This is a genomic window from Streptomyces sp. NPDC006516 (genome assembly GCF_040611875.1).
Lineage (GTDB): Bacteria > Actinomycetota > Actinomycetes > Streptomycetales > Streptomycetaceae > Streptomyces.
In genome coordinates, this window is the sequence record NZ_JBEXPD010000003.1 from 146,838 (window position 1) to 168,982 (window position 22,145).

18 protein-coding genes and 2 pseudogenes are annotated in these 22,145 nt (G+C 70.9%); 11 read left to right on the forward strand and 9 right to left on the reverse strand.

All coding sequences use genetic code 11. From position 1 onward, the window contains the following. The first annotated feature begins 146 nt into the window (after window positions 1–146). Entirely contained in the window at window positions 147–1,295 is a 1,149-nt protein-coding gene (locus ABZY45_RS12630; RefSeq protein ID WP_356739066.1) for a hypothetical protein, read from the forward strand. A gap of 114 nt (window positions 1,296–1,409) precedes the next feature. After that, a complete protein-coding gene (locus tag ABZY45_RS12635; RefSeq protein ID WP_356739068.1) occupies window positions 1,410–2,177 on the forward strand; it encodes an NPP1 family protein in 768 nt (255 codons plus the stop codon). 53 nt (window positions 2,178–2,230) lie between these two features. Here ABZY45_RS12635 and ABZY45_RS12640 read toward each other — a convergent pair whose 3' ends face one another. Beyond that, entirely contained in the window at window positions 2,231–2,662 is a 432-nt protein-coding gene (locus tag ABZY45_RS12640; RefSeq protein ID WP_356739070.1) for a VOC family protein, read from the reverse strand. 339 nt (window positions 2,663–3,001) lie between these two features. Here ABZY45_RS12640 and ABZY45_RS12645 point away from each other — a divergent pair, with 339 nt between their 5' ends. Beyond that, window positions 3,002–3,739 carry a 3-keto-5-aminohexanoate cleavage protein gene (locus ABZY45_RS12645; protein ID WP_356739072.1) on the forward strand — a complete coding sequence of 246 codons (738 nt, stop codon included), beginning with the start codon at window positions 3,002–3,004 and terminating at the stop codon, window positions 3,737–3,739. 176 nt (window positions 3,740–3,915) lie between these two features. Here the strand turns inward: ABZY45_RS12645 and ABZY45_RS12650 are convergent, their stop codons facing one another. Then, window positions 3,916–4,338 (reverse strand): PPOX class F420-dependent oxidoreductase, encoded by a 423-nt coding sequence (locus ABZY45_RS12650; RefSeq protein WP_356739074.1) that lies wholly within the window; start codon window positions 4,336–4,338, stop codon window positions 3,916–3,918. Window positions 4,339–4,657: 319 nt separating this feature from the next. Here ABZY45_RS12650 and ABZY45_RS12655 point away from each other — a divergent pair. The 5 genes and pseudogenes from ABZY45_RS12655 to ABZY45_RS12675 all read left to right on the forward strand — a co-directional run. Beyond that, window positions 4,658–6,529 (forward strand): annotated as a pseudogene (locus tag ABZY45_RS12655) (hypothetical protein); the annotation flags it as partial. Between the two features lie 54 nt (window positions 6,530–6,583). Then, a pseudogene (locus ABZY45_RS12660) lies at window positions 6,584–7,192 on the forward strand (DUF6250 domain-containing protein); the annotation flags it as partial. Window positions 7,193–7,258: 66 nt separating this feature from the next. Beyond that, window positions 7,259–7,525 (forward strand): hypothetical protein, encoded by a 267-nt coding sequence (locus tag ABZY45_RS12665; protein ID WP_356739076.1) that lies wholly within the window; start codon window positions 7,259–7,261, stop codon window positions 7,523–7,525. A 170-nt stretch (window positions 7,526–7,695) separates the two neighbouring features. Further along, a complete protein-coding gene (locus tag ABZY45_RS12670; RefSeq protein ID WP_356739078.1) occupies window positions 7,696–8,547 on the forward strand; it encodes a hypothetical protein in 852 nt (283 codons plus the stop codon). 501 nt (window positions 8,548–9,048) lie between these two features. After that, window positions 9,049–9,897 carry a prephenate dehydratase gene (locus ABZY45_RS12675; protein ID WP_356739080.1) on the forward strand — a complete coding sequence of 283 codons (849 nt, stop codon included), beginning with the start codon at window positions 9,049–9,051 and terminating at the stop codon, window positions 9,895–9,897. Window positions 9,898–10,107: 210 nt separating this feature from the next. Here ABZY45_RS12675 and ABZY45_RS12680 read toward each other — a convergent pair whose 3' ends face one another. Beyond that, the gene (locus ABZY45_RS12680; RefSeq protein ID WP_356739082.1) at window positions 10,108–10,998 is read right to left on the reverse strand and encodes an LLM class F420-dependent oxidoreductase; all 891 of its coding nucleotides are present in this window, start codon (window positions 10,996–10,998) and stop codon (window positions 10,108–10,110) included. A 358-nt stretch (window positions 10,999–11,356) separates the two neighbouring features. Further along, window positions 11,357–11,554: a hypothetical protein gene (locus tag ABZY45_RS12685; RefSeq protein ID WP_356739084.1), complete on the reverse strand. Its 198-nt coding sequence runs from the start codon at window positions 11,552–11,554 to the stop codon at window positions 11,357–11,359. Between the two features lie 86 nt (window positions 11,555–11,640). On the opposite strand from ABZY45_RS12685, the gene ABZY45_RS12690 reads away from it, so the two are divergent. After that, entirely contained in the window at window positions 11,641–11,844 is a 204-nt protein-coding gene (locus ABZY45_RS12690; protein ID WP_356739086.1) for a hypothetical protein, read from the forward strand. Between the two features lie 174 nt (window positions 11,845–12,018). Continuing rightward, window positions 12,019–13,830: a hypothetical protein gene (locus ABZY45_RS12695; protein WP_356739088.1), complete on the forward strand. Its 1,812-nt coding sequence runs from the start codon at window positions 12,019–12,021 to the stop codon at window positions 13,828–13,830. Window positions 13,831–13,924: 94 nt separating this feature from the next. Here ABZY45_RS12695 and ABZY45_RS12700 read toward each other — a convergent pair whose 3' ends face one another. The 4 genes from ABZY45_RS12700 to ABZY45_RS12715 all read right to left on the reverse strand — a co-directional run bounded on the left by ABZY45_RS12700 (window position 13,925) and on the right by ABZY45_RS12715 (window position 19,431). Continuing rightward, complete coding sequence (locus ABZY45_RS12700; RefSeq protein WP_356739090.1) at window positions 13,925–14,431, reverse strand: GNAT family N-acetyltransferase; 507 nt, start codon at window positions 14,429–14,431, stop codon at window positions 13,925–13,927. 242 nt (window positions 14,432–14,673) lie between these two features. Beyond that, window positions 14,674–16,575, reverse strand: a complete 1,902-nt coding sequence (locus tag ABZY45_RS12705; protein ID WP_356739092.1) for an alkyl sulfatase dimerization domain-containing protein — start codon at window positions 16,573–16,575, stop codon at window positions 14,674–14,676. A gap of 79 nt (window positions 16,576–16,654) precedes the next feature. Beyond that, window positions 16,655–17,833: an acyl-CoA dehydrogenase family protein gene (locus ABZY45_RS12710; RefSeq protein ID WP_356739094.1), complete on the reverse strand. Its 1,179-nt coding sequence runs from the start codon at window positions 17,831–17,833 to the stop codon at window positions 16,655–16,657. A gap of 23 nt (window positions 17,834–17,856) precedes the next feature. After that, window positions 17,857–19,431, reverse strand: coding sequence for an AMP-binding protein (locus tag ABZY45_RS12715; protein ID WP_356739096.1), 1,575 nt, complete (start codon window positions 19,429–19,431; stop codon window positions 17,857–17,859). A gap of 176 nt (window positions 19,432–19,607) precedes the next feature. On the opposite strand from ABZY45_RS12715, the gene ABZY45_RS12720 reads away from it, so the two are divergent. Continuing rightward, a complete protein-coding gene (locus ABZY45_RS12720) occupies window positions 19,608–20,204 on the forward strand; it encodes a TetR/AcrR family transcriptional regulator (protein WP_356739098.1) in 597 nt (198 codons plus the stop codon). Here the strand turns inward: ABZY45_RS12720 and ABZY45_RS12725 are convergent. Next, complete coding sequence (locus tag ABZY45_RS12725) at window positions 20,171–21,508, reverse strand: MFS transporter (RefSeq protein ID WP_356739100.1); 1,338 nt, start codon at window positions 21,506–21,508, stop codon at window positions 20,171–20,173. The genes ABZY45_RS12720 and ABZY45_RS12725 overlap by 34 nt on opposite strands. Between the last annotated feature and the right edge of the window lie 637 nt (window positions 21,509–22,145).

Below are 22,145 nucleotides of genomic sequence, written 5' to 3' on the forward strand. Positions count from 1 at the left end.
TCGGCCGCGGTGGCAGGGCCTGAGGGGGAGGGCCATTCGCAGTGCGACGCCGGCCCACTCCTGACCGTCCCCCTGTCTCGGCCCGTGCTGTGCTCGTATGTAAGTACGAACGGTGACTTCAGCTCCTCCCGCGCGTTGTACAGGGCGTGCCTTCTTCCTCTCCGAGCTCGCCGCCCGCTCCGGCCTCACCGGCGGTGAAGCCGTTCGCCTTCCTGCTGACGCCCCGGCAGGGGGTGGCGGCCCGGGAGCTCCTGGCCTACGTCGCCTCGTTGCCGCTGACGGGAGCCGACGCGCAGCTCCTCGCGGTGGTCGTCTCCATCCGGGCCGCCCGGAGCGGGGTCGGCAATCTCACCGGTCAGGATCTGCGCTCCCTGCGGCTGGCCGACCCGGAGGGTGCGCTCACCGCTGTCACGGCCCTGGGCTGGCGGGGGCAGGAGGCTCTCTTCGGTGACGACCTCGTCACCCCCGTGCCGATCGCCGTGCCTGAACTCGCCGAGGGGCGGCTGCCGTTCGGCAAGGTGATGCGGTCCCGGGTCTCGGGATGGACCAGCAGGACCCTGTCCGCCAAGCCCGTCAGGAAAACATCGACCGCCGCACGGCTGGCGGCCCTCTTCCTCGCCGCGCACGGGCCGGCCGACGAGTACGGCACCCTGCCCCCGGCGTTGCCGGCCGACTGCCTGGCGGCTGTGCCGGAGTTGTCGGCCAAGGGGTTCCTGCGGGAGACGGACGGGAACCGCTATCTGCTGGGCGACGCCGTGCGCCATCTGGCGGGTATGCGCCCCGTGGTGGACATCGCGCCCCGGGCGGAAGTCGTGGCCGTGGAGGAGCCACCGAGCTGGGACGAGTGGAAGGCCGGGGTGAGCGTCGCTCTGCGGCGGCACGTGGAGGCGGTGGAGAAATGCCCCGAATGTTCGTTGGCCACCGCCAGGGTGTCCGAGGCCTTCATGCGCAAGCCCGTACCCGCCCAGTTCGGGGAGAAGGTGCGTACGGCCTACGGCGTCTGGGAGGCCAAGTTCCCCGAACAGGGGCCTTCCGCAGCCCGGTTCGCCGCCGCCTTCCGGGCGTCGCACGGTCACGGACCCTCCGTCAAGCAGTTCTGCACGGGCATGGGGTGGGGCAAGATGTCCCGCGACCTGCGGATCTTCGTCATCCGGCGGCTGATCGCCGACGGGTGGCTGACGAACACCGAACCGGTGCCCTGGACCCTGCGGCCGGGCCGGAACGCCCAGACCGGCACGCCCGGCGTCGCGGCTGCCGTCGGCGCGCCCGGGGGGCGTGGGGGCGCCACGCGGTAGGAGGGTCCGCGTTCTGGCGCGGAACGAAGGTCACGTACCGGTGTTCGACGTTCTTGCTGTGGGCATGCCATGCGTAGTCGCGTGACCCCACCACGCGCCGACCGGGAGGACACAGTGAGAAGCAGAGCCCCGATCCGCAGGACGTCGCTCGTCGTCGCCGGTGCCGTCGCACTGGTCGTCGCATCCGCGAGCAGCGCCTTCGCCGCCCCGCCCCGCGCACTGCCGGCGAACGCGGACGGGCTGGAGCAGACCTTCCAGCCCGCGTACGACTACGACACCGACGGCTGCTATCCGACGCCCGCCATCGGTCCGGACGGCACCATAGCCACCGGACTCAACACGACCGGTGCGGTGAACGGCAGTTGCCGAGACATCGAGGATCTGGACAACACCAACGGTTACGCGCGCTCCAAGTGCAACAACGGCTGGTGCGCGGTCATGTACGGGCTGTACTTCGAGAAGGATCAGGCCGTCGCAGGCAGCGGACTCGGCGGCCACCGGCACGACTGGGAACACGTCGTGGTGTGGACACAGAACAACGTGGCCCGATACGTATCCACCTCCGCACACGGCGACTTCGACACCTACAGCGCCGATGCGATCCGGTGGGACGGAACCCATCCCAAGATCGTTTACCACAAGGACGGCTTGAGCACCCACTGCTTCCGCCCCGCCGGCTCCAACGACGAACCGCCGGAGAACCACTACCACGACTGGCGCTACCCCAGCCTCGTCGGTTGGAACGGCTACCCGGCCGGCCTGCGGGACAGGCTGAGCCAGGCCGACTTCGGCAGCGCCGTCTTCGGCCTCAAGGACGGCAACTTCGCGGGCCATCTGGAGAAAGCCGAACCGGCCGGAATCCCCTTCGACTCCTACGCCTGACCCGAGCACAGGGGAGGCCGTCCGGCATCTGCCGGACGGCCTCCCCGGGAGCGTCAGCGCTCCGACAGCTCCGAAGGAGCCTCCTGGACCACCCAGCCGTTGCCGTCGGGGTCGTCGAAGGACATGAAGGAGTTCCAGGTGTCGCCCTTCCCCTCTTCCCATCCCGTCGCCCCCATGTGCCGGATGGGGGAGACGTCCACCCCGCGGCCCACCAGTTCCTTGCGCGCCGCCTCGATGTCCGTCACGCAGACCTGGAGCCCCTGGAGCGTGCCCGGGGCCATGGTCCTCATGCCGGGCGCCGGGGGCATGCCCTGGAGCATGGCGACGGAACAGCGTGAGCCCGGCGGTGTCAGCTGGATGATGCGCATGCCGGGGGCGACCTCGTCGTCGAGGTCCAGCGTGAAGCCGGCCTTCTCGGTGTAGAAGGCCTTTGCCCGGTCCATGTCGGTGACGGGGACGGGGATGACCTCGAGTGTCCAGTTCATGGAGCCTCCTCTGAGCGGCGCTTGTGCGCCTGGCCGGACGAATGGTCCTCGTCGTGGCGGTCGGGGAAGTGAGCCATGCGCCGCGACGGAGTCCGAAGGAGGTCCAACCGTCGCCCAGGAAGCTGTCGGAACGCACGGGGAAACGCCATCGAGGCCCACACTGTGCCCGATTGCCCTGCCGCACGCCGCATGCCGCAGCTTTGCCTGCGGGGACTGCTCCTCCCGGGTGATCCGGGCCTCGCGGCCCTGTGCGCGTGAGAGCTCCCACGGATTCCCCAAGACGTCGAACAGTGGTGACCCCGCTTGCCGCCCGACCAGGCGTTCGGCAGTGTTCGGTCCATGCTGCAAGTGTGCTTGAACGGAGTGCGGAGGCGGGGCGAGAGCCGTGGTATCCCCGTGACGCCAGGGGAGTTGGCAACCGAGGCCGTACGCGCCGTGGGCGCAGGAGCGGAGGATGTGCACCTGCACCCCAGAGGGGCCGATGGTCTTGATTCGCTGGATCCCAGGGCAGTAGGTGAGGCGGTGAGCGCGGTGCGCGCCGCCGTGCCGAAGGGCGTACGGGTCGGAGTCACCACCGGAGCCTGGGCGGAATCGGATCCGGGGAAGCGGGCCGACCTGATCCGGTCCTGGACGGTTCTGCCTGACCACGCCTCGGTGAACTGGCACGAAGAAGGCGCCGGAGCGGTGGCTGGTGTGCTGCTGGAACGTGGGATCGGTGTCGAGGCCGGTGTCTGGTCGGGCACCGATGGCGCCCGGCGTTTCCGTGCCTGGCCCGCGGCCCATCGGGTGCTGCGGGTGCTGGCCGAGGTGACCGATACCGATCCGCTCACGGCAGCGGCTACAGCCGTGACTTTGGTAGGGGAGCTGCGGGGCGGTCCCAGGGTGCCTCTGCTGCTGCACGGTGAAGACGGTGGGGCCTGGCCCGTCCTGCGAGCGGCGGCCGGCCTGGGGCTGGACACGAGGATCGGTCTGGAGGACGTGCTGACCTTGCCCGACGGCTCGGCCGCAGAGGCAAACGCACCCCTCGTGCAGGCCGCGCGGAAGATCCTCGACGAGCACGCCGCCCGGCCGTTCTGATCTCCCGCGGTACTGCACGGAACACCGGCGAGGACGGCGCGGCGCCGACCGGTGTTCCGTGACCCGGAAGCCTCGCCGAAGACGAACCCCGCAGGGGCTCATATCCGCCAGGTCGTCTCCTCACGCAAGGTCAGGCATGCCGAGGCGAGGCCCGCTCGCCGCGCCGGGCGCCGGTCCTACGTCGCCGCCTGGGAGCTGTCCCGGAAACCGCCCCATCCGTGCCAGCGGTCGATCTCGATCCAGGCGTTGACGCGGACACGGTCGCGCTGTGCGTACGGCTGGCCGAGGTAGTGCTGGGACAGCCGGTCGATGCCGGCAAGGCCCTCGTCGTCCCGCATCTCGGCCACGTGCCCGATCAGGCTCACATGGGTGTACCAGTCGGAGTCGTCCAGCACGGTCAGGGTGACGCGGGCGTCCCGGCGCAGATGGTCGAGCCGCTTGCGGCCTTCGTCCATGTTGACCAGGACGCGGCCGTCGTCCCAGAGATACCAGGTGGCCGTGGACACCGGCTGACCGTCCGCGCGCAAGGTGGCGATGACGGCCGGATTGGGCTTACGCAGCATGGCGACGGCTGCGTCGGGGAGCGGCGGCTTCGACATGTTCTCTCCTTCGTCTCGGGCCGCGCCCGTCCGTGACGGGGAACCACATCCGGTGATCCGGCGGGCGCGACCTCCACGCTGTCACATGGCGGCGGCGATGCCTGGGACCGCCCCTCGGGCGGTAGCGGGTGTGCGGGAAACGGGCTGGTCGCGCCTGCGGAACCGCCCCCCCGCAGCCGGATGTGCCGGACGCGTGACGGCCGCATGTGCCGCGCATTGCGGTCGCGTGGCAGCGTGCCGGAAGGCATCGACAGCGGGCTGCTCCGGCCGCAGTGTGGATCTTCGTAGACAGCGCTTTCACAGCTTCGGAGGAACCGTCATGCTCCCCGTCCGACCAGGACGTCGCAGAACCGCGGCGGTGAGCGCCGTGGCCGCTCTCGCCGGCCTGCTCTCCGCCCCGTCCGTACAGGCCTCACCGGCCACCGCCCACGAGAACGGGCGGCCCGCAGAGGCGCAGTCCCGCCGGTTGGTGGAGAACCTCGACCGGGGTCTCGTCGCCGTCCCCTCGGGGCGGGGCACGTTCCTGAGCTGGCGCCTGCTCGGCACCGAGTACGGCTCAGACATCGCCTTCAACGTCTACCGGGGCGGCAAGCGGCTCAACCACCGGCCCGTCACCTCCTCCACCACGTACCAGGACAACGGCCGCGGGCACGGCGCCTACACGGTGCGGGCGGTCGTGGACGGCCGTGAGAGGAAGGCGAGCGGCGGGGCCCTGGACTTCGGGAAGGGGTACGCGGAGATACCGCTGGCGGAGGCCGACGGGTACACCGTGCAGCACGCCTGGCCCGGAGACCTCGACGGCGACGGCCGTTACGAGCTGGTGGTGAGCCGGCTGTCCGGCACGCGGGACCGCCCGGATCTCCTGGAGGCCTACACCCTCACCGGCGAGCGGCTGTGGCGTGTCGACCAGGGACCCGGCTCGTACACCCAGGCACCCGGCAACGGGGCCAACGACCCGGCCCCGGCGGCGATCAGCGGCTCCACCGCCATCGGCGGGTTCCGCAACGACGACAACGTGACCGTCTACGACCTCGACAGCGACGGGAAGGCGGAGGTGCTGGTCCACACGGCGGACGGCACCACCTTCGCCGACGGAAGCACCGTCCGGGCGGCGTCGCCCGCCGAGCAGTTCGTCTCCGTCGTCGACGGAGCCACCGGTGCTGAGCGCACCCGGCAGCCCGTGCCAGGCGACTTCACCGCCGACGGGCCCTCCGGCGGCCAGTTCGGCATCGCCTACCTCGACGGCGTCCGCCCCAGTCTGGTGACCAAGCTCGTCACTCGCGTGGGCGCCAAACGCGGGGCCTTCCGCACGCTCATCCAGACCTGGGACTTCGACGGCCGCACTCTGAAGCCCCACTGGAAGTACGTCGTGCCGGCCGGCAGTGGTGCCACGAGCTTCCACCAGATCCGGACCGTCGACGTCGACCAGGACGGCAAGGACGACATCGCAGACGGCAACTACGCCGTCAACAGCGACGGGACCCTCCGTTACGTCGTCGACGGTGCAGGCCACGGCGACCGATTCCACATCGCCGATCTGGATCCGGCCAGACCCGGCCTGGAAGGCTTCGCGATCCAGCAGTCGGAACTCGGCGTCGTGTCCCGATTCCCCTGGTACTACTACGACGCGGACACCGGTGAGCGGCTCGTGACGGGGGAGCACCCCGCCGACCCCGCCGGGGAGGCCGACCTCGACGTCGGCCGGGGCACCACCGCCGACATCGACCCCCGTCACAAGGGGCTCGAATACTGGACCTCGACCGCCGACGTCACCGCGCCCGGCGCGGGCGTGCGCAACGTCGAGGACGGCAAGGTCTCCGGGACCACCCCCAGCGTCAACTTCCGCATCTGGTGGGACGGGGACAAGGGAGCCGAACTCCTCGACAGTACGTACGTGGAGAAGTGGCACCCCGCCACGGAGACCAGCCGCCGTGTCTTCGAACCGGCCGGAGTCACGGCTGGCGCCCGCAACGCCACCCCCTTCTACGGCGACATCCTGGGCGACTGGCGTGAGGAGATCCTGGCGGAGACCGCCGACCACACGGCCCTGCGCCTCTACACCACCACCGAGCCCACCACCACCCGCCTCTACACCCTCGCCCAGAACCCGGCCTACCGCCTCGGCTGGACCGTGCGCGGCTATCTCCAGTCCACGTTCACGGACTACTACCTGGGCTACGGTTCCAAGAATCCGCCCCGGCCCGCGATCCGCACCGACACCGGACCCGGCCGTGCCTGGACACCGATCGCGGGCGACACCTTCCGCGCCGGTACCGGCCGGTGGACCGCCGAACTCCAGGACGGCGGGAGCGTGACCGCCGAGGACGGCGTCCTCGACATCGACGTACCGGGCGGAGCCACGGTGTGGTTCGACCGAAGGCTGAGCGGGCCGTACGAGATCGAGTACACGGCCACCGCCGTGTCGGCCGGTGGAGTCAACGACCGGGTGTCCGACCTCAACAACTTCTGGAACGCCACGGACGTACGCTCGCCCGGCGACATCTTCGGCACCGAACGAGGCGGTGCCCTCGCGGAGTACGACCATCTGAAGACCTACTACGTCGGCTACGGCGCGAACGCGAACACCACGTCCCGGTTGCGCCGTTACGTCGGCGAGGCGGGTAACCGTCCCCTTCTGCTCGACTACACCGCCCCGCTGCTGACGGCCAACGAGCCCAACCGGGTCCGCATCGTCTCCGACGGCCCGACCGTGCAGTGGTGGAACAACGGCCGGCTGGTGTTCGACCACCAGGACCCCGACCCGTACACCAGCGGCCACTTCGCGTTCCGGACGGTCACCAGTCACTTCAGGATCAGTGACTTCACGGTCTGGCGCCCGCCCAGCCGGGGATGACAGCCCGCAGGGGCGCCGGAAGGCGCACGGCAGCCCATTGTCAGTGGTGGCTGTGATGCTGTAGCCATGGACGAACTGATGCGACGCCGCGTCTACGGCGCCGACCACGACGACCCCGATCCAGGCCCCCGGCCCGGTCACGTCTACGTGGAGCTGGTCGCAGGCCCGCTGGACGGGCTGCTCCTGGACGTGACCGGCTGGCCCGAGGAGCGCCTCGCGGTGGGCGCGGCGCTCGGCACGGAACTGGGGAGGTTCGGTGCGGGAGGCCGCGCCGTGTACGGACCCGTGGCCGGGGACCGGGAGCGTTGGGCGTGGCAGGCGGACAGCCCCTGAACTGTCCGCCTGCCACGGCGTTCCGTCCGGCCTCCCGGGACATGCGGCGGCCCCGGACATGCGGCGATCGGTACTTTCACCGGTGTTCCGGCCGGGCGGATGACGCACCCTCCATCCGTGCCTAGCGTGCTCGACCGACAGGATTTCCGGATCCAGGAGGTGGAACACGAATGAAGCGGATGATGCGCCGCGTCGCGGGCGCGGCGACGGCTCTGCTCGCCATGGTGTTACTCGCGCCGGCGTCGGCGGCAGGGGCGGACGCCGAGGCCGGTGCGGCAGGAGGCACGGGGCCCTACACCGCGGGCTACGAGACCGTCGCGGGCCTGCCGGGCCACACCGTCTACCGTCCTGACGTCCTGCCGGCCGGAGAGAAGCTGCCCCTCGTGGCCTGGGGCAACGGCGCGTGCCGGGCGGACGGCACCTGGTTCGAGAACATCCTGACGGAGTTCGCCTCGCACGGGTTCCTCGTCATCGCCAACGGAGTACCCGGTGGCTCCGGCCAGACGTCGTCGGACATGCTCATCGAGGCGGTGGACTGGGCGGTGAAGGCGAACAGCGACCCGGGCAGCAGGTTCAGAGGCAGGATCGACACGTCGAAGATCGCTGTCATGGGCCAGTCGTGCGGCGGGCTGGAGACCATGGAGGTGGCCGACGATCCGCGTATCGACACGACGGTGATGTGGAACAGCGGTCTGATGAGCAGGCTCGACAAGTGGTTCCAGCTGCCCCGCCTGCACGCGCCGATCGCGTATTTCATCGGTGGGCCGGACGACATCGCGTACGAGAACGCCGCCGACGACTGGGACAGGCTCCCCGCCGGCCTGCCGGCGTTCTCCGGCAACCTGGACGTCGGTCACTACGGCACCTACGCCGAGCCGAACGGCGGTGAGTTCGGACGGGTCGGTGTCAACTGGCTCAAGTGGCAGCTGAAGGGCGACGCCGCCGCCCGGGCGGAGTTCGTGGGGCCGAACTGCGGGATGTGCTCCACCGCCTGGGACGTGGAGCAGAAGAACCTCTCCTGACCCGGTCCGCCACCGGTCGCGACGGGCGCCTCGCCTCGGCTGCGGCCGGTGGCGCTCTGCTGCTCCAGACCAGGGGTGGGCCCCAGCGCGGTCCGAGGGGGACCCCGGCCACCCCCGAATCTGCCGGGGCATGCCGGAGCCGCCCGCCCTGGTGCGTTCAGCGTGAGGGTGTCACGGCGACCGTCCGCAGGGGGGCCGGGCCGGCGGCCAGGAACTCGCCCACGTGCGCGGTGGGCGGCCGGTGACATCGAGGACCGCGTTCGTGGTCGTGGCCCGGGATCCGGCCGTGACCTCCTCGACCAGGACGGCGCGCGAGCACATGCAGCCGGGCCGAAGGGGCCGGCCGCCGCGAACCGAGCCGCGCACGCCGCCGCTACGACCTGCTTCACTCCCACCCTGCTGCACCCCGTCCGGCTCGCACCCCCGATACTGGAGTGCACGCGGTTTCGGTGGATCTTCCGCCGTTGAGGACGCGATCAGCACGGTGGAAGGCGAAACACGGTGACGACGACCGTCGCATATCAGGGCGAGCCCGGCTCGAATTCGGCGACGGCCGCCCGGTTCCTGTACCCAGAATGCACTGAACTGCCCTGTACCGGTTTCGAGCAGGCGCTGGACGCCGTCACGCTGGGAACGGCTGACCTCGCGGTGATCCCGGTCGACAACTCGGCCGCCGGGCGCGTCGCGGACGTGCATCACCTGCTCCCCGAGTCAGGCCTCTTCATCGTCGCCGAGCACTTCCTCGCCATTCGCTTCGACCTCATGGGGGTCCCCGGCTCGACCCCTGAGGACGTGGAATGCGTACGCAGCCATGTGCACGCCCTCGGACAGTGCCGCAAGGTCCTGCGTGCAGGCGGCTGGCGCACCCTTGTCACCGACGACACGGCCGGCGCGGCGCGTGAGATCGCCGAGCTCGGCGATCCGCGGCACGCGGCGCTCGCTCCGCCCGCGGCGGCCCGGCTGCACGGCTTGGACGTGCTGCAGGCGGGTGTCGAGGACGACCCGGACAACACGACGCGATTCGTCGTACTCTCCCGCGAGGCCGTCATCGCACCGGACACTGGCGAGCCCACGATGACGAGCCTCTTCTTCAGCGTGCGCAACATCCCGAGCGCCCTCTACAAGGCCCTCGGCGGGTTCGCGAGCAGCGCCGTGAACCTCACCAAGATCGAGAGCTACCAGATGGGCGCCGGGCTGAACGCGAGCCACTTCTACGTCGAGATCGAGGGGCACCCCGACGATCCCCGGGTCGACCTCGCCCTCAACGAGCTGCGCTTCTTCTCCTCCGAGGTGCGCGTCCTCGGTGTGTATCCGGCCCACCCGCACCGCCTCGGCGTGGTCGCCGCCTGAGGGGCTCACCCGCTGTGCCCGCCCTGGCCGGCCGATTCATCGAGGGCGTACGAACCGGGTGACTTGAACTGCCCTGCTCTGTCCTGACCGGAGCCGCAGGCCCTGCTCTCTGCCCCGGCCGGAGCCGTGGCGCGGGGCGCCCGCGGCTCCGGCGTTTGCGGGCGCGCCGGGAGGGGAGGCGATCCCGAGCCCTCCCGAGGTCCTCCCGCTCTAGCGCGTGTCGGCGAACGCCTCGGCCAGCGCCCGCCATTCGGTACGCGGCAGGCCGCTGCCGCCCTCCTCGGCGGTGAGGACCTGGAGGGCGACGTGGTCGGCGCCGGCGTCGAAGTACGCCTGTGCACGGGCCCGCACACGGTCGACGTCGCCCAGGGCGAAGAGGGCGTCGAGGAGACGAACGCTGCCGCCACCCTCGAAGTCGCTCTCCGTGAACCCCAGACGCAGCAGATTGTCGGTGTAGTTCGGCAACTGGAGGTACATCGACAGCATGTTCCTCGCGGTCGTCCGGGCCCGGTCGAGATCCGTGTCGAGCACCACCGACAACTCCGGGGCGAGCAGCGCGTCGGGACCGAGTGCCTCGCGTGCCTCCGCCGTGTGTTCGGTGGTGACGAGATACGGGTGCGCTCCGAGCGCCCGGTCGGTCGCGAGCTTCAGCATCTTCGGGCCCAGGGCCGCGAGAACCCGTCGCCCGGCATCCACCGGCGGGGCGGCGGCGTCGAGCGCGTCGAGATAGCTCACCATGGCGCTGTACGGCTTCGCGTACTGCGGCACCATCGGGCCGTGACTGACCCCGAGGCCCAGGACGAACCGGCCCCGCGCACTCGACTCGATGGCCGCGAAGCCTGCCGTCACCTCCTCGGCGGTGTGGTCCCAGATGCTCAGGATGCCGGTGGCGACCGTCACCGTGCGAGTGGCGGCGACCAGCGCCGCGGCGTCGTCGGGCGAGGGGTTGCCCCCGATCCAGAGAGCCCCGTACTTCAGCTCCTCCAGCTCTGCAGCCGCCTCCGCGATCGCCTTCCTGCCCGCGTCGTCGACCCGCGACCAGTGCAGGGCGCTGCTCCAGATACCGACCCGTCCGAATGCCTTGCGCGTCTCAGAAGTCATGGTGTGATCAACAGCGCCTGGTGCCCGCTATTCCCGGGCGAGCGGAAATCCCCCGAACGGGCTACACGCGCAGGTCGCCTGTGACCTCGCCACCGTTCGTGGGCGGGTCCGCCACAGGCGTGTCGTAGGGGCGCTTCCATGGCGGACGACACCGCGCTGTGGCCCTTCGTCCTCGTCGTAGGGCGGCTCACCCTGACTCCCGGTCTCGACACCGCCGTGATCCAGCGCACCTCCGCGCTCGGACCGGCACAGAAGGGCCCCGGGGGAGTCGTCCTCGGAATCCAGACCGGCACCTCGCTGCGGGGTGCTCACTCCTCGGACGTGACCGCGCTCCTGACGGCGTCCTGTCTCGCCTCCGTCACACTGCTGTGTGGGCGCCGCCTGCCTCGTCCGGGTGGGGGGCCTGCGTGCTGCGGACCCGGCACCGAGGTGAGCAGGAGGGCTCGCGGCGGCGCTCGTGGGGGTTCGACTTCGCCTTCGGCGGAATGCCTTTGACCAGAGTGGTGTTGGCGGGCACGCTGGTCAGCGTGGGCACTCCGACTTCCGGCTGGGTCACCGTCGCGAGCTACGAGAACACCCCCCGGGTGTCTGCACCCGAAAGCCGCCGTGCGAGCTTGACTTCGGGAGCGGGGCATCGACTGGATGCTATTCGCTTCGGACGAGATCTACTTCGACCTGGCCTGCGGCATCGGCTCCGACGGTCACTGGCACGGCTGGTTCGCCGTCCACGTCGATGCTGATGTCCTGCGTCGCCTGGGCCTGCACCCGGACCAGCCGAGTTCGGCGGCCGGCGGTCAGAGCCCGCCGGGCTGGTGGCATGCTGCCGCGGAACGCCACGCACACTGAGCCGGCGGCGGCGAAGAGCGACGGCCTGCCGCAGCGGCAGATGAGGTTCTTCGACGTCACGGACGCGGACGGTTGGCAGGAGCAAGTTGCGCCCGCCCCCGGCCGGAGCTGCCGGGGGCGTAGGAGCCGGGCCGACGCGGCCAGTTGTCAGTGGCACCCGTCATGATCGGAGGCATGGACAAGAACGGTTCGGCTGTGCCCGGCCCATCGCGCACATGGAGTGGTCACGCCACCTCCCCCGCCCTGCAAGGACTTGTCGGGGCCCTGGGCACCTGGAGCCACGACTCCTTCGCCGAGATCGAGCGCATCGGCTGCTACATCGAGGGCAGTTGGGCACCCGAGCCCGGAGCACGGGAGGTCCGCCCGCCCGCGGCGGGCAGCTGGACGGAACTCATAGGGCGCCCTGGAGCACTCGCACTGCGCGCGGCGGCGCCCGCGACCAGGCCGGAGCGCCGCGAGGTGCTGCTGGACTTCCTGGAGATGTGGGCGCGCACGCCGTTCACCGACCCGGCGTACCGATTCCGGCTGGGCCGGCTCAGCGGCACGACCTCGTTCACCGTGCGCGACGACCAGGGGGCCTCGTTCGGCCTGCATCTGCCTGCCGCCCGCAGGACACACTACTTCGAGGCGGTCTTCCCCGGCGGCGAGGCCGCGCCGCGCCCCGAGGAACCCCTTCACGTGGAGGACTGCCACCGGGGATGGGGCACCTCGGAGCAGTTGCTGCGTCTCGTGCGCCTTGTCCGTGAACGCGGCCCGTTCCCCTGGGACGTGGAGGCGGTCCTGGCTCTGAGCGAGGCGACGGGCATGAGCCGTCCCGCTGCCGCTCTCGTGCTGGCGGGAAACCCTGGTGCGGGCGGCTACCACACCCCGTTCGTCGACGAACACGAACGCGGGGTCTACGGCTTCAAGGCCGGCGAACTCGAATCGGCGCGGGCCGAGTTGTCGGCCCTGCACGACGACGAACGGCTGGCCCTGCTCGCGGACGTCCTGCCGGAGGACCCCGACGACCTGTGGGAGCCGGGCGGACTGGTCCGGGTCGCGGAACACACCGCCACCGCCTGGACACGGCAGCACGGAGCCCGTCCGTCCGCACCGTGGAGCACCTGGCAGGCCGCAGCCGCCCTCCAGACCCGCATGCCGGCCGCTCACCTCTGCCAGTTGTTCCTCGACCCGGCGGACGCCACCCTGCCCCCGGGTTTCTACCTGCGGGTCTGGCCCTGCCCGCCCGAGTACCGCCATCTGCGCACCGCTTGGGACGTCATGGGCGCGTACGACGCCGAAACGGTCGCCGACGCCGTCTTCACCGGACTGGCATGGGCGTACGCGGACCTTCCCGCCGGGGACCCCGTACGAGGCGGGGCGCCGGAGACCGTCCGTCATCTGCGCAAGGTGCTGGCAGGCGGCGACTCACCCGCCCGGGTCCTGCACACGGGTCTGATACGGGGCGGCCGGGGGAGCCGGCGCCTGGACTGGCTGACGGACGGCGTCTGCGACCGGGTCATGGCACGCATCGCTTCCGGCGACCTGGCCCCGGGCCGCTACGAGTCCGATCCGAGCGCCTGCGTTCCTGACCTGGTGGCCGACGTCGCGAAAACGCTGGACCTGCCGGAGGACGCCGCGGTCCTCCACCTCCAGCTCCTGCTGCTCCCCGTGCCGTCGGACCGCAACGTACGGCGCTGGAACGCCTGGACACCGGCGCGTCACCGAGCCGCGGAGGCGGAGTTGGTGACACGCGGGCTGGTCGTCGAGGACCGCCGGGCGCGCGCGGGCCGCGGCGTGTTCCTGCCGGGCCCGTGGGCGCACGCGAAGAAGCCGCTGCCGCCGATGGAAGCGTGGAAGGCGCCCCTGGTCGGTGGGCGGCTGAGCGCCGACGGGAGCGAGGTGACCGCCTTCGAACTGCTCCCGGGGACCCTCCCCGAACTCTTCACCGAGGCCTGGCGGCTGGTCCGCGCAGGGCAGGGGCCGGCGGCCACCGGCACTGCGTGACGGTCCCGCGTGAGACATCGGCGGCTCTCCTCGGACGCGCGCGGGCCCACGGCGCACGGGCAGCCGGCTGGGCGGCCCGGAGCACGCGGCAGCTTCACAGTTCCCGGCGCATACATGCCCGGGGCCACCGGTCCAGACCGTGTGCCGCTTCACGGCTGCGGATGAGCCGGAGGCCCGGGGTGAGCTCGGCATCGTCCAAGAGCCGGAACCCGCAGCGAGCGTAGTAAGGGGCGTTCCACGCGACCTCGGTGAAGGTGGTGAGGGTCAGGGCGGGCGCTCCCTCGCTCAGGGCGTGATCGGCCAGATGGTCCAGGAGCAGGCGGCCGATCCCGCGGCGCGCCCTCTCGGGATGCACCGACACCTGCTCGACGTGCAGGTTTCCGTCGACACGGTCGGCGATCAGATAGCCGACCGGGGCACCTGAAGCGTCTGCCGCCACCCATGCCAGTCCGGAGTCGTGGTACCGGGCGAGCTCGCCGAGCGGGAGGGGCTCGTCGTCGGCGATCTCGGCCATGCCGATGTCCCGGAAACACCGCCCGGCGGCCCGTTCGATCTCCTGGAGGGCGGGCAGTTCGTCCGGTTCCACAGCGCGGATCTGCATGCACCCATTGTGCCGCCATGAGGAGACTCCGTGACCGCCGTCGCCCGTCCGGACGTCAGCTGCCGGCGGGACCCTCGGTGCTCTCCCGCAGAACCAGACGGCCGTCATCAACGGGCGCCCGGTCTGCCAGCACCTCGTGCTCGACCAGGGGGGGACCCCGACGGGCTGATGACGGCCCCGAGCGACGAGGCGCTGGTCCGCGACATCGAGCTCGCCATGGAGGCGGGCTTCAACGGGCGGTCCTACGGCGTGACGATCGGGAAGCGCGGGTCGGGCCGGTCGGAGAGTGTCCCGAAGGTGAGCAGAACCCGGATGTCGCCCTCGACTTCGGCGAGGCCACGGGCGATCGCGTCGGCGAGAGTCGTGGCTCTGCTCGTCACGGCGTCCAGGACGGTGCGCGGCAGCCGCACGGTCACATCCGGGTCCTCGCCGCGCGGGGCGTCGCCGCGGACCGGGGTGAGCGCGCCGTTGGACAGGAGTACGGTCCACGCCTCGGTCGCGCACGGGCCACCAGACGACGCGGGATCCGGGGCGGTGATCTCCCAGCGCAGCAGCATCCGGCCGGCCGCCGCCGCCCGAGGGCCGTTGATCCGGACAGCCATGGACCGGAAGATCTGCTCGACCGTCAGCGCGGCCACGATGTCGGGCGCCCCGCGGCCTGGCGTCCCGACCACGCCTTCACGGAGCTCGGTGGCACCCATGAGGTAGAAGTTGCGCCACGGGCCGCTCTCCGCCCCGTGGCCCAGCTGTTCGAACGTGGCGGCCTGCAGGTCACGGGCGTCCGCGTGGTCCGGCTGGGCGAACAGCACATGGCTGAGTACCTCCGCGGTCCAGCGCAGGTCACCCGCCTCGAACGACGCGCGGGCCTTGACGACGACGGCATCCGCACCGCCCATGAACGCCACGTACCGCTCAGCGGCCGCACGTGGAGGGTGTTGCCACAAGTGGGCGGGGTTGCCGTCGAACCAGCCCATGTACCGCTGGTAGACCGCCTTCGCGTTGTGACTGAGCGAGCCGTAGTAACCACGGATGTGCCAGGCCCGCTCCAGCGCGGGCGGGAAGCGCAGTTCCTCCGCGATCTCCGCTCCGGTGCGGCCCGCGTTGATCAGCCGTACGGACTGGTCGTGGAGGAAGGCGTAGGCGTCCCGCTGCTCCTCCAGGAACCGCACCACCCGGTCCTGGCCCCAGGTGGGCCAGTGGTGCGAGGCGAAGACCACGTCGGTGTCGTCGGCGTACAGGCTGAGCGTCTCCGTCAGGTAGCGCGCCCAGGCGCTGGGGTCACGGACCAGGGCTCCGCGCAGGGTGAGCACGTTGTGCAGTGTGTGGCAGGCGTTCTCGGCCACACACAGGACACGCAACTCCGGCAGGTGGAAGTTCATCTCGGCCGGAGCCTCGGTGCCGGGGGTGAGCTGGAAGACCATGCGTACGCCGTCGACCGTCTCCGTCTGGCCGGTGGCGGTGACATCGAGGGTCGGTGCGATCAGGGAGATGCTGCCCAGCGAGGTGGTCTGTCCCAGCCCGCAGCCGATCTGGCCCGTGGGACCCTTGGGCAGCGAGGCGCCGTACATGTATCCCGACCGGCGTCCCATGGCCGGGCCGGTCATCACGTTCTCGCCCGCCGCGTGCTCCAGGAACCCGGCCGGCGCGATCACCGGCACCCGGCCGGAGGCGGCGTCGGCGGGGTCGATGATGCCGCGCACCCCGCCGAAGTGGTCCACGTGGCAGTGCGTGTGGACGACCCCGGTCACGGGGCGGTCGCCCCGCCGGGAGCGGTAGAGGCCGAGGGCGGCCGCGGCCACCTCCGTGCTGATGAGCGGGTCGACGACGATCACCCCGCGTCGGCCCTCGATGAACGTGATGTTGGAGAGGTCGAGGCCGCGCACCTGGTAGACGCCCGGCACCACCTCGAACAGGCCCTGCCGGGCCACCAGACGACTCTGCCGCCAGAGCGAGGGGTGAGCGGTGGGCGGACAGTCCTCATCGAGGAACGCGTACGCGTCCGCGTCCCAGACGAGGCGGCCGTCGGCGTCGTGGACGGATCCCGGTTCGAGGCGGGCGATGAACCCCCGGGCCGCGTCGGCGAAGTCCTGTTCGCCGTCGGTCGCGTGGGGAGAGGAGGTGTGCTCCGGCGAGCTGGGGGTCATGTACTCGGTCTCGTCTCGGGTGCGGAGGTGGGGCGGGGCGGCTGCGGCGCCCTGAGGAAACGGTTGGGACCGCTGCGCCTCAGGCCAGCGTGACCAGCGACTTGGCGATGCCGTTGCGCTGGATCTCGGAGGTACCGGTCAGGACGCGGAACATCCGCATCTTGCGGAACAGGTACTCGATCTCGTTGCCCTGGGTGAGCCCGTCCTTGCCGTGGATCTGGACGGCCTGGTCGAGGATGCGGAAGGCGGACTCAGCGACGAACAGCTTGCACATGAACGCCTCCGCCCGGACGTCCGCACCGCTGTCCAGGGCCACCAGAGCGGCGTAGGTCATGGAACGGGCGGCGTAGAGGTCGGTCGCCATGTCGGCCAGCTTGTGCTGGATGGACTGCAGCGCCATGAGGGGCCGGCCCCCCGCGGCCGTGCGGCTCAGCGCCCGGTCGCGGGTCAGCTGCAGGGCGCGCCGGGCGGCGCCGATGGCGGTGGGGCAGTGCAGCAGCCGGTTCTTCGTCACCCGGCCCAGGGCGATCTTCAGCCCCTGCCCCTCTTCGCCCAGCAGGTTGGCGGCGGGGACGTGGCAGTCGGTCAGGATGATGTCGCTCTCGATGTGTTCGCCTGACATCGGCGTCGCACCCTCCACCACGCTGCACCCGGGGCTGTCCAGGTCGACCAGGAACGCCGAGAAGGAGTCCTCGGTACCGGCCGTCCTGGCGACGACGATCGCGAAGTCGGCGAAGGGGCCGGCCGAGCTGAACACCTTGTGGCCGGTCAGCCGGTATCCGTCCCCGTCCCGGACGGCCGTGGTCGTCATGGACCGGACGTCGGATCCGGCGTCGGCCTCGGTGAGGGAGAAGCAGCACGCCCGCTCGCCGCGTACGAGCGGCAGGAGATAGGTGGTGAGCTGGTGCTCCGTGGCGTGCTTGAGGATGTCCCCGGCCCTGAGCGGTCCGCCCATGTCGCCGAGCACGGAGTGGCCCAGGACCCGTCCGCACGCGCCGATCTCCTCCTTGAGGGCGGCGAGCTCGACGTTGCTGAGGGCCTGGCCACCGTACTCCTCGGGCAGATGGATCCCGTAGAAGCCGAGTTCGCGGCTGCGCCGCCAGACGGGTTCGAGGTCGGCTCGGGTGAGCCGGGTGTCACGTGTGATGCCACGGTCCCGCTCGTAGTCGGCGAGCTCGCCGTCCAGATAGTCACGCAGGCGGTCGACGAGGCCGGCGAGCTGCGGGTCCTCGTAGGAGGGGCGGAACGAGAAGGTCATGTGAGGTCTCTCCTGAGGGTGTGTCAGTGCACGCGCCGGTCGGCGCCGGCCCAGTAGGGCTCGCGCACGGCCTTGCGGTCGAGCTTGCCGTTGCGGTTGTGGGGGAGGGCGGCCACGAAGTCGACCGAGCGGGGTTTCTTGAAGCGGTCGAGGCGGTCGGCACAGAAGTCGGCCAGCTCCTGATCGGTGACGTGGTGCCCGGGGCGGGTCACGACCACGGCCTTGACCGCCTCGCCCCACTTCTCGTCGGGGACACCGATCACACAGGCTTCCTGGACGGCGGGGTGTTCGTAGAGGGCGGTCTCCACCTCGGTGCTGTAGATGTTGAAGCCGCCGGAGATGATCATGTCCTTCTTGCGGTCGACGAGGAACAGATAGCCGTCCTCACGCATCCAGGCCAGGTCGCCGGTGTGCACCCAGCCGTCGCGGAAGGTCTGCGCCGACAGTTCGGGAGCACGCCAGTACTCGCGTACGCAGTCCGGGCCGCGCACGATGATCTCCCCGATCTCGCGAGGGGGCAGTTCGTCTCCCCGCTCGTCCACCACGCGCACCTCGGAGTCGTAGGCGGGACGCCCGCACGACCGGAGGAGTTCGGCGTCCTCGGTGACCGCCCGCTCGATGTCCTGACTCGACAGCCCGGCCACGACGCTGGTGGTTTCCGCCAGGCCATAACCCTGGGCCACGACCGGCCCGAACAGGGCGACGGCCTCCCGCAGCCGCTGGGGGGACACCGGGGCCCCGCCTATGCGGACGCTCGTCAGGCTCGACAGATCGCGTTCCGCGGCCCCCGGGTGGGCCAGCACCATGTTGAGCATGGCGGGCACCAGGAAGGTCGCGGTGATCCGCTCCCGCTCGACGGTGTCGAGAAACGCCTCCGCGCTCCAGGTGGGCAGCACGTGCGTGGTCGCGCCACCGAACACACCGGCGAGCAGCACCATGCCCGTGGCGTGCGTGATCGGGCCGCAGGCCAGATAGCGGGTACCGGGGCCGGGCCGGGACTCCTCGCTCATGAGGGTCTTGCGCATGTTCGCGAGACGGTTGCCGAAGGTCTGCACCGCCGCCTTGAGCGCACCGGTCGAGCCCGACGTGAAGTTGAGTACGGCGGGATCGTGTTCAGCGGTCTCGACCGCGACCGCGGTGTCGTCGCCCTCGGCCGACAGGACGGCGTACGGAACGACGTGGGGGTCCGCCGGTGCGTGCTCGTCCACGGCGTCGAGCTGGACCGGAAGGCATCCGGTGCCCGCCGCCTCGACGGCGGCCAGCGCGTCGTCCCGGTGCGCGGCGTCGAAGACGAGGACCCGCACGGGTGCGTCCCGCAGGATGTGCTCGATCTCCACGCGGCCGAGCCGGGCGTTGACGGGTACCCGGATCAGCCCCGCCTTGTACAGGGCGAACTCGACCTCCACGAGTTCGGCGCGGTTCCACGCCAGCGAGGCCACGGCGTCGCCGGGGCGCAGCCCTCGCCGCAGCAGCGCCGACGCCAGGCGGTTGGTGGCGGTCTCCAGCCGTTCGTACGACCAGGTCTGGCCCCCGCACACGAGGGCGGGGTGGGCAGGCCAGTGGCGGGCGCTGCGGGTGAGATACGTACCGAGATTCATCGGGCGGCTCCTGGGACCGGACACATGAGGGCGAGGCGCAGTGCTCACATAAAACGACGTGGCGCAAATTTTTGGACAGTCTGTTCAGTAACGGGGTGACTGTCAAGGCTTCCGTACACTGAGCTGTCGCCCCCACCGCAGGGGGCCTGGGCGCGGCGATGAAAAGAGGGACGGCGTTGGCCGAGGACAGGCGCATCCGCAAGACGCGCAAGGCGCTGCGTGACGCCTTGGTGGAACTCGTGCTCGACCGGGGGTTCACCGCTCTGAGCGTCGAGGACATCACCCAGCGGGCGGACGTGGCCCGCGCGACCTTCTACAGCCACTTCCGTGACAAGGACGAACTCTTCGCCCGGGTCACCGCGGACCTCCTGGCCGAACTCGACGCCCGGCTGCGTCCGGCGGTGCAGGACAGTGCGGTGGGCTTCACCGGCAAACCGATCCTGCAGATGCTGCGCCACGCGCAGGAGGACCGTGACCTCTACCGGATCGTGCTCCGCGGGGAGGGCGACGGCAAGCCGCTGCGCATGTTCACGGACGCCTGCGCGCGCGTCGCCGCACAGGAGTTCCGCGGGCGTTCTGAGCGCAACGCCGTGGAGCCGAGGATCGATTCCGAGATCCTGGCCAGGGCGTGGGTGGGCGAACAGGTCGGAGTGCTGCAGTGGTGGGTGGAGCACGACGTGCCCCCCATGCCGGCGGAAGAGGTCGTGCGCATGCTGCTCGACCTCGCCCTGCGAGGCCGTTACTGGGCCACGGGCTTCGACGCGCCCGTCTGAGCCGCGGGCGTGGGCGCGCCTGCGGCTTGGAGGCGCAGGGCGTCCCGCTCGGGGCGGACGGTGGCGATCGCCAGCACGCCGCACACCGCCATCACGCCCGCGGACAGGAGGAACGCCTCGGTGTAACCTGCCGCCTCCGTGGCCGCGTTGTCGACGAGGTGGCCGGTCAGGTAGGGGACGAACAGCCCCGGAAGGGTCCCCGACGCCGCGACGATCCCGAAGACCGCGCCGCGGCGGCCGTCGGGGACCACCGCCGCCGTGGTGACGTAGTGCAGCGGCAGGGCGACCGCGTGGCAGCCGAACGCAACGGCGATCAGCAGGAGTTGGGCAGGCAAGCCGCCGACGATGGGCAGCAGGGCCATCGCGCAGCCCGCGACCAGGACCGCCGCGCCTTGCGGGATGCCGTCCGCGTGCCTGCTGGAAACGCCCCTGCGCTTGAGGCGGTCCACATACGCCGGCACGGACAGCAGCAGGATCAGGCTCACCACGGACACCCCGCTGAGGACGGTGGAGGCGCGCGTGGCTGTCATGTCCATCTGCGTCTGAAGGTAGACCGGCAGCCACGCGCTGGACAGGGCCAGTGCCCAGTGGGACCCGAAGGCGCTCAGGATGCCACCCGTCACGGTGCCGTTGGTCAGCAGCGCGCGCAGGGGCGGGCCCGCCACGGGTGCGGGGAGGCCTGCGCGCGCGGACGGGCGGAGCTCGCCGCCGAACGGACCGTCGTGCCCCACGAAGGGCCAGACCAGGCACCACGCGGCGCTGACGAGCATGAGGGCCAGGAAGGCGGAACGCCAGCCGTGGTCCACGATGAGCCAGGTCAGCAGCGGCGCGGAGACTGCGGTCCCGAGAGCGGCCCCGCCGATCTGCAGTGCGGACGGCAGGCCGCGCCTGCCCGCCGGGAACCACTTGTACAGCGCGTGCATGGACATGGAGGCAGCGGGGCCTTCGGCCATTCCGAGCAGTACGCGTCCGGCGATCAGTGAAGGCACGGCGGCCACCACCAGGACCGGGAGCTGCGCGACGGCCCAGAGTGCGGCCATCACGAGAAGCAGGGCGCGGCTGGAGATCCTCGTCGAGAAGAAGCCGACGATGAGCCCGGAGAGGCTGAACAGCAGGTAGAAGGAGCTGGAGATCAGCCCGTACGTGCTCTTGCCGATGCCCAGTTCCTCCATCAGCGGCACCGCCGCGAGGCCGAGGACGGCCTTGTCGGCGTAGCTGATCATCATGAAGACCACGATCATCACCAGGATGACCCAGGCCCGGCGGCCGGTGCGTGGCGTCGTGGACTCGGGTCGTACCGACAATTCGGCGGGCGTGGTTTCGGTGGATCGTGGCACCACGAGCCTCCCTCAGTTGCGTAACCGAACAAGTTGTCCAATAACATTCTGTTAGTTCGGCAACGTAAACGTCTCGCACCGGAAGGTCAATGGTTCTGGCAATGCGGCAATGCCGCCGCAACACGCGTGACCCGGCGGCCCTCGACCCGGTCGGCCTCGGCGGGCGGGCGGAAGCGTGGTGGCCGGACAGGGATTCGCTCGGGGGGCGGCGGTCATGAGGAGAGAAATGGCCAGGCTGAGGCGTCGCCGCAACGTGAACCGAACCGGCCGGCCGGGCCCCGGCCGGAGCTCGTTCCGGGTCCTGTCGCCGCCCCACGACCTCGTCGCGCGTCCGGCGCGCGAGGGGTCTACCTGGGGGCGAGTCCACCGCGAGCATCGGACCGGGGCGCGGGCTCGCCGCGCTTGCTCAGGTTCTTCTCGGAGCCACGGCGCCGCGGGCCGGGCATGCGGGCGCAGCGGCCGAGGGTTTCGGCGCCGCTCGTGACGCCGGCCCCGGGGCAGGCAGGACGGCGTGGGCGAGCCACGCGACGGCTGTGGGGCCCCTGAGCCGCCGGGGCGGCAAGGCGATCGAGGGTCTGCGGCAAGGTCACCCTGACGGCGGCCA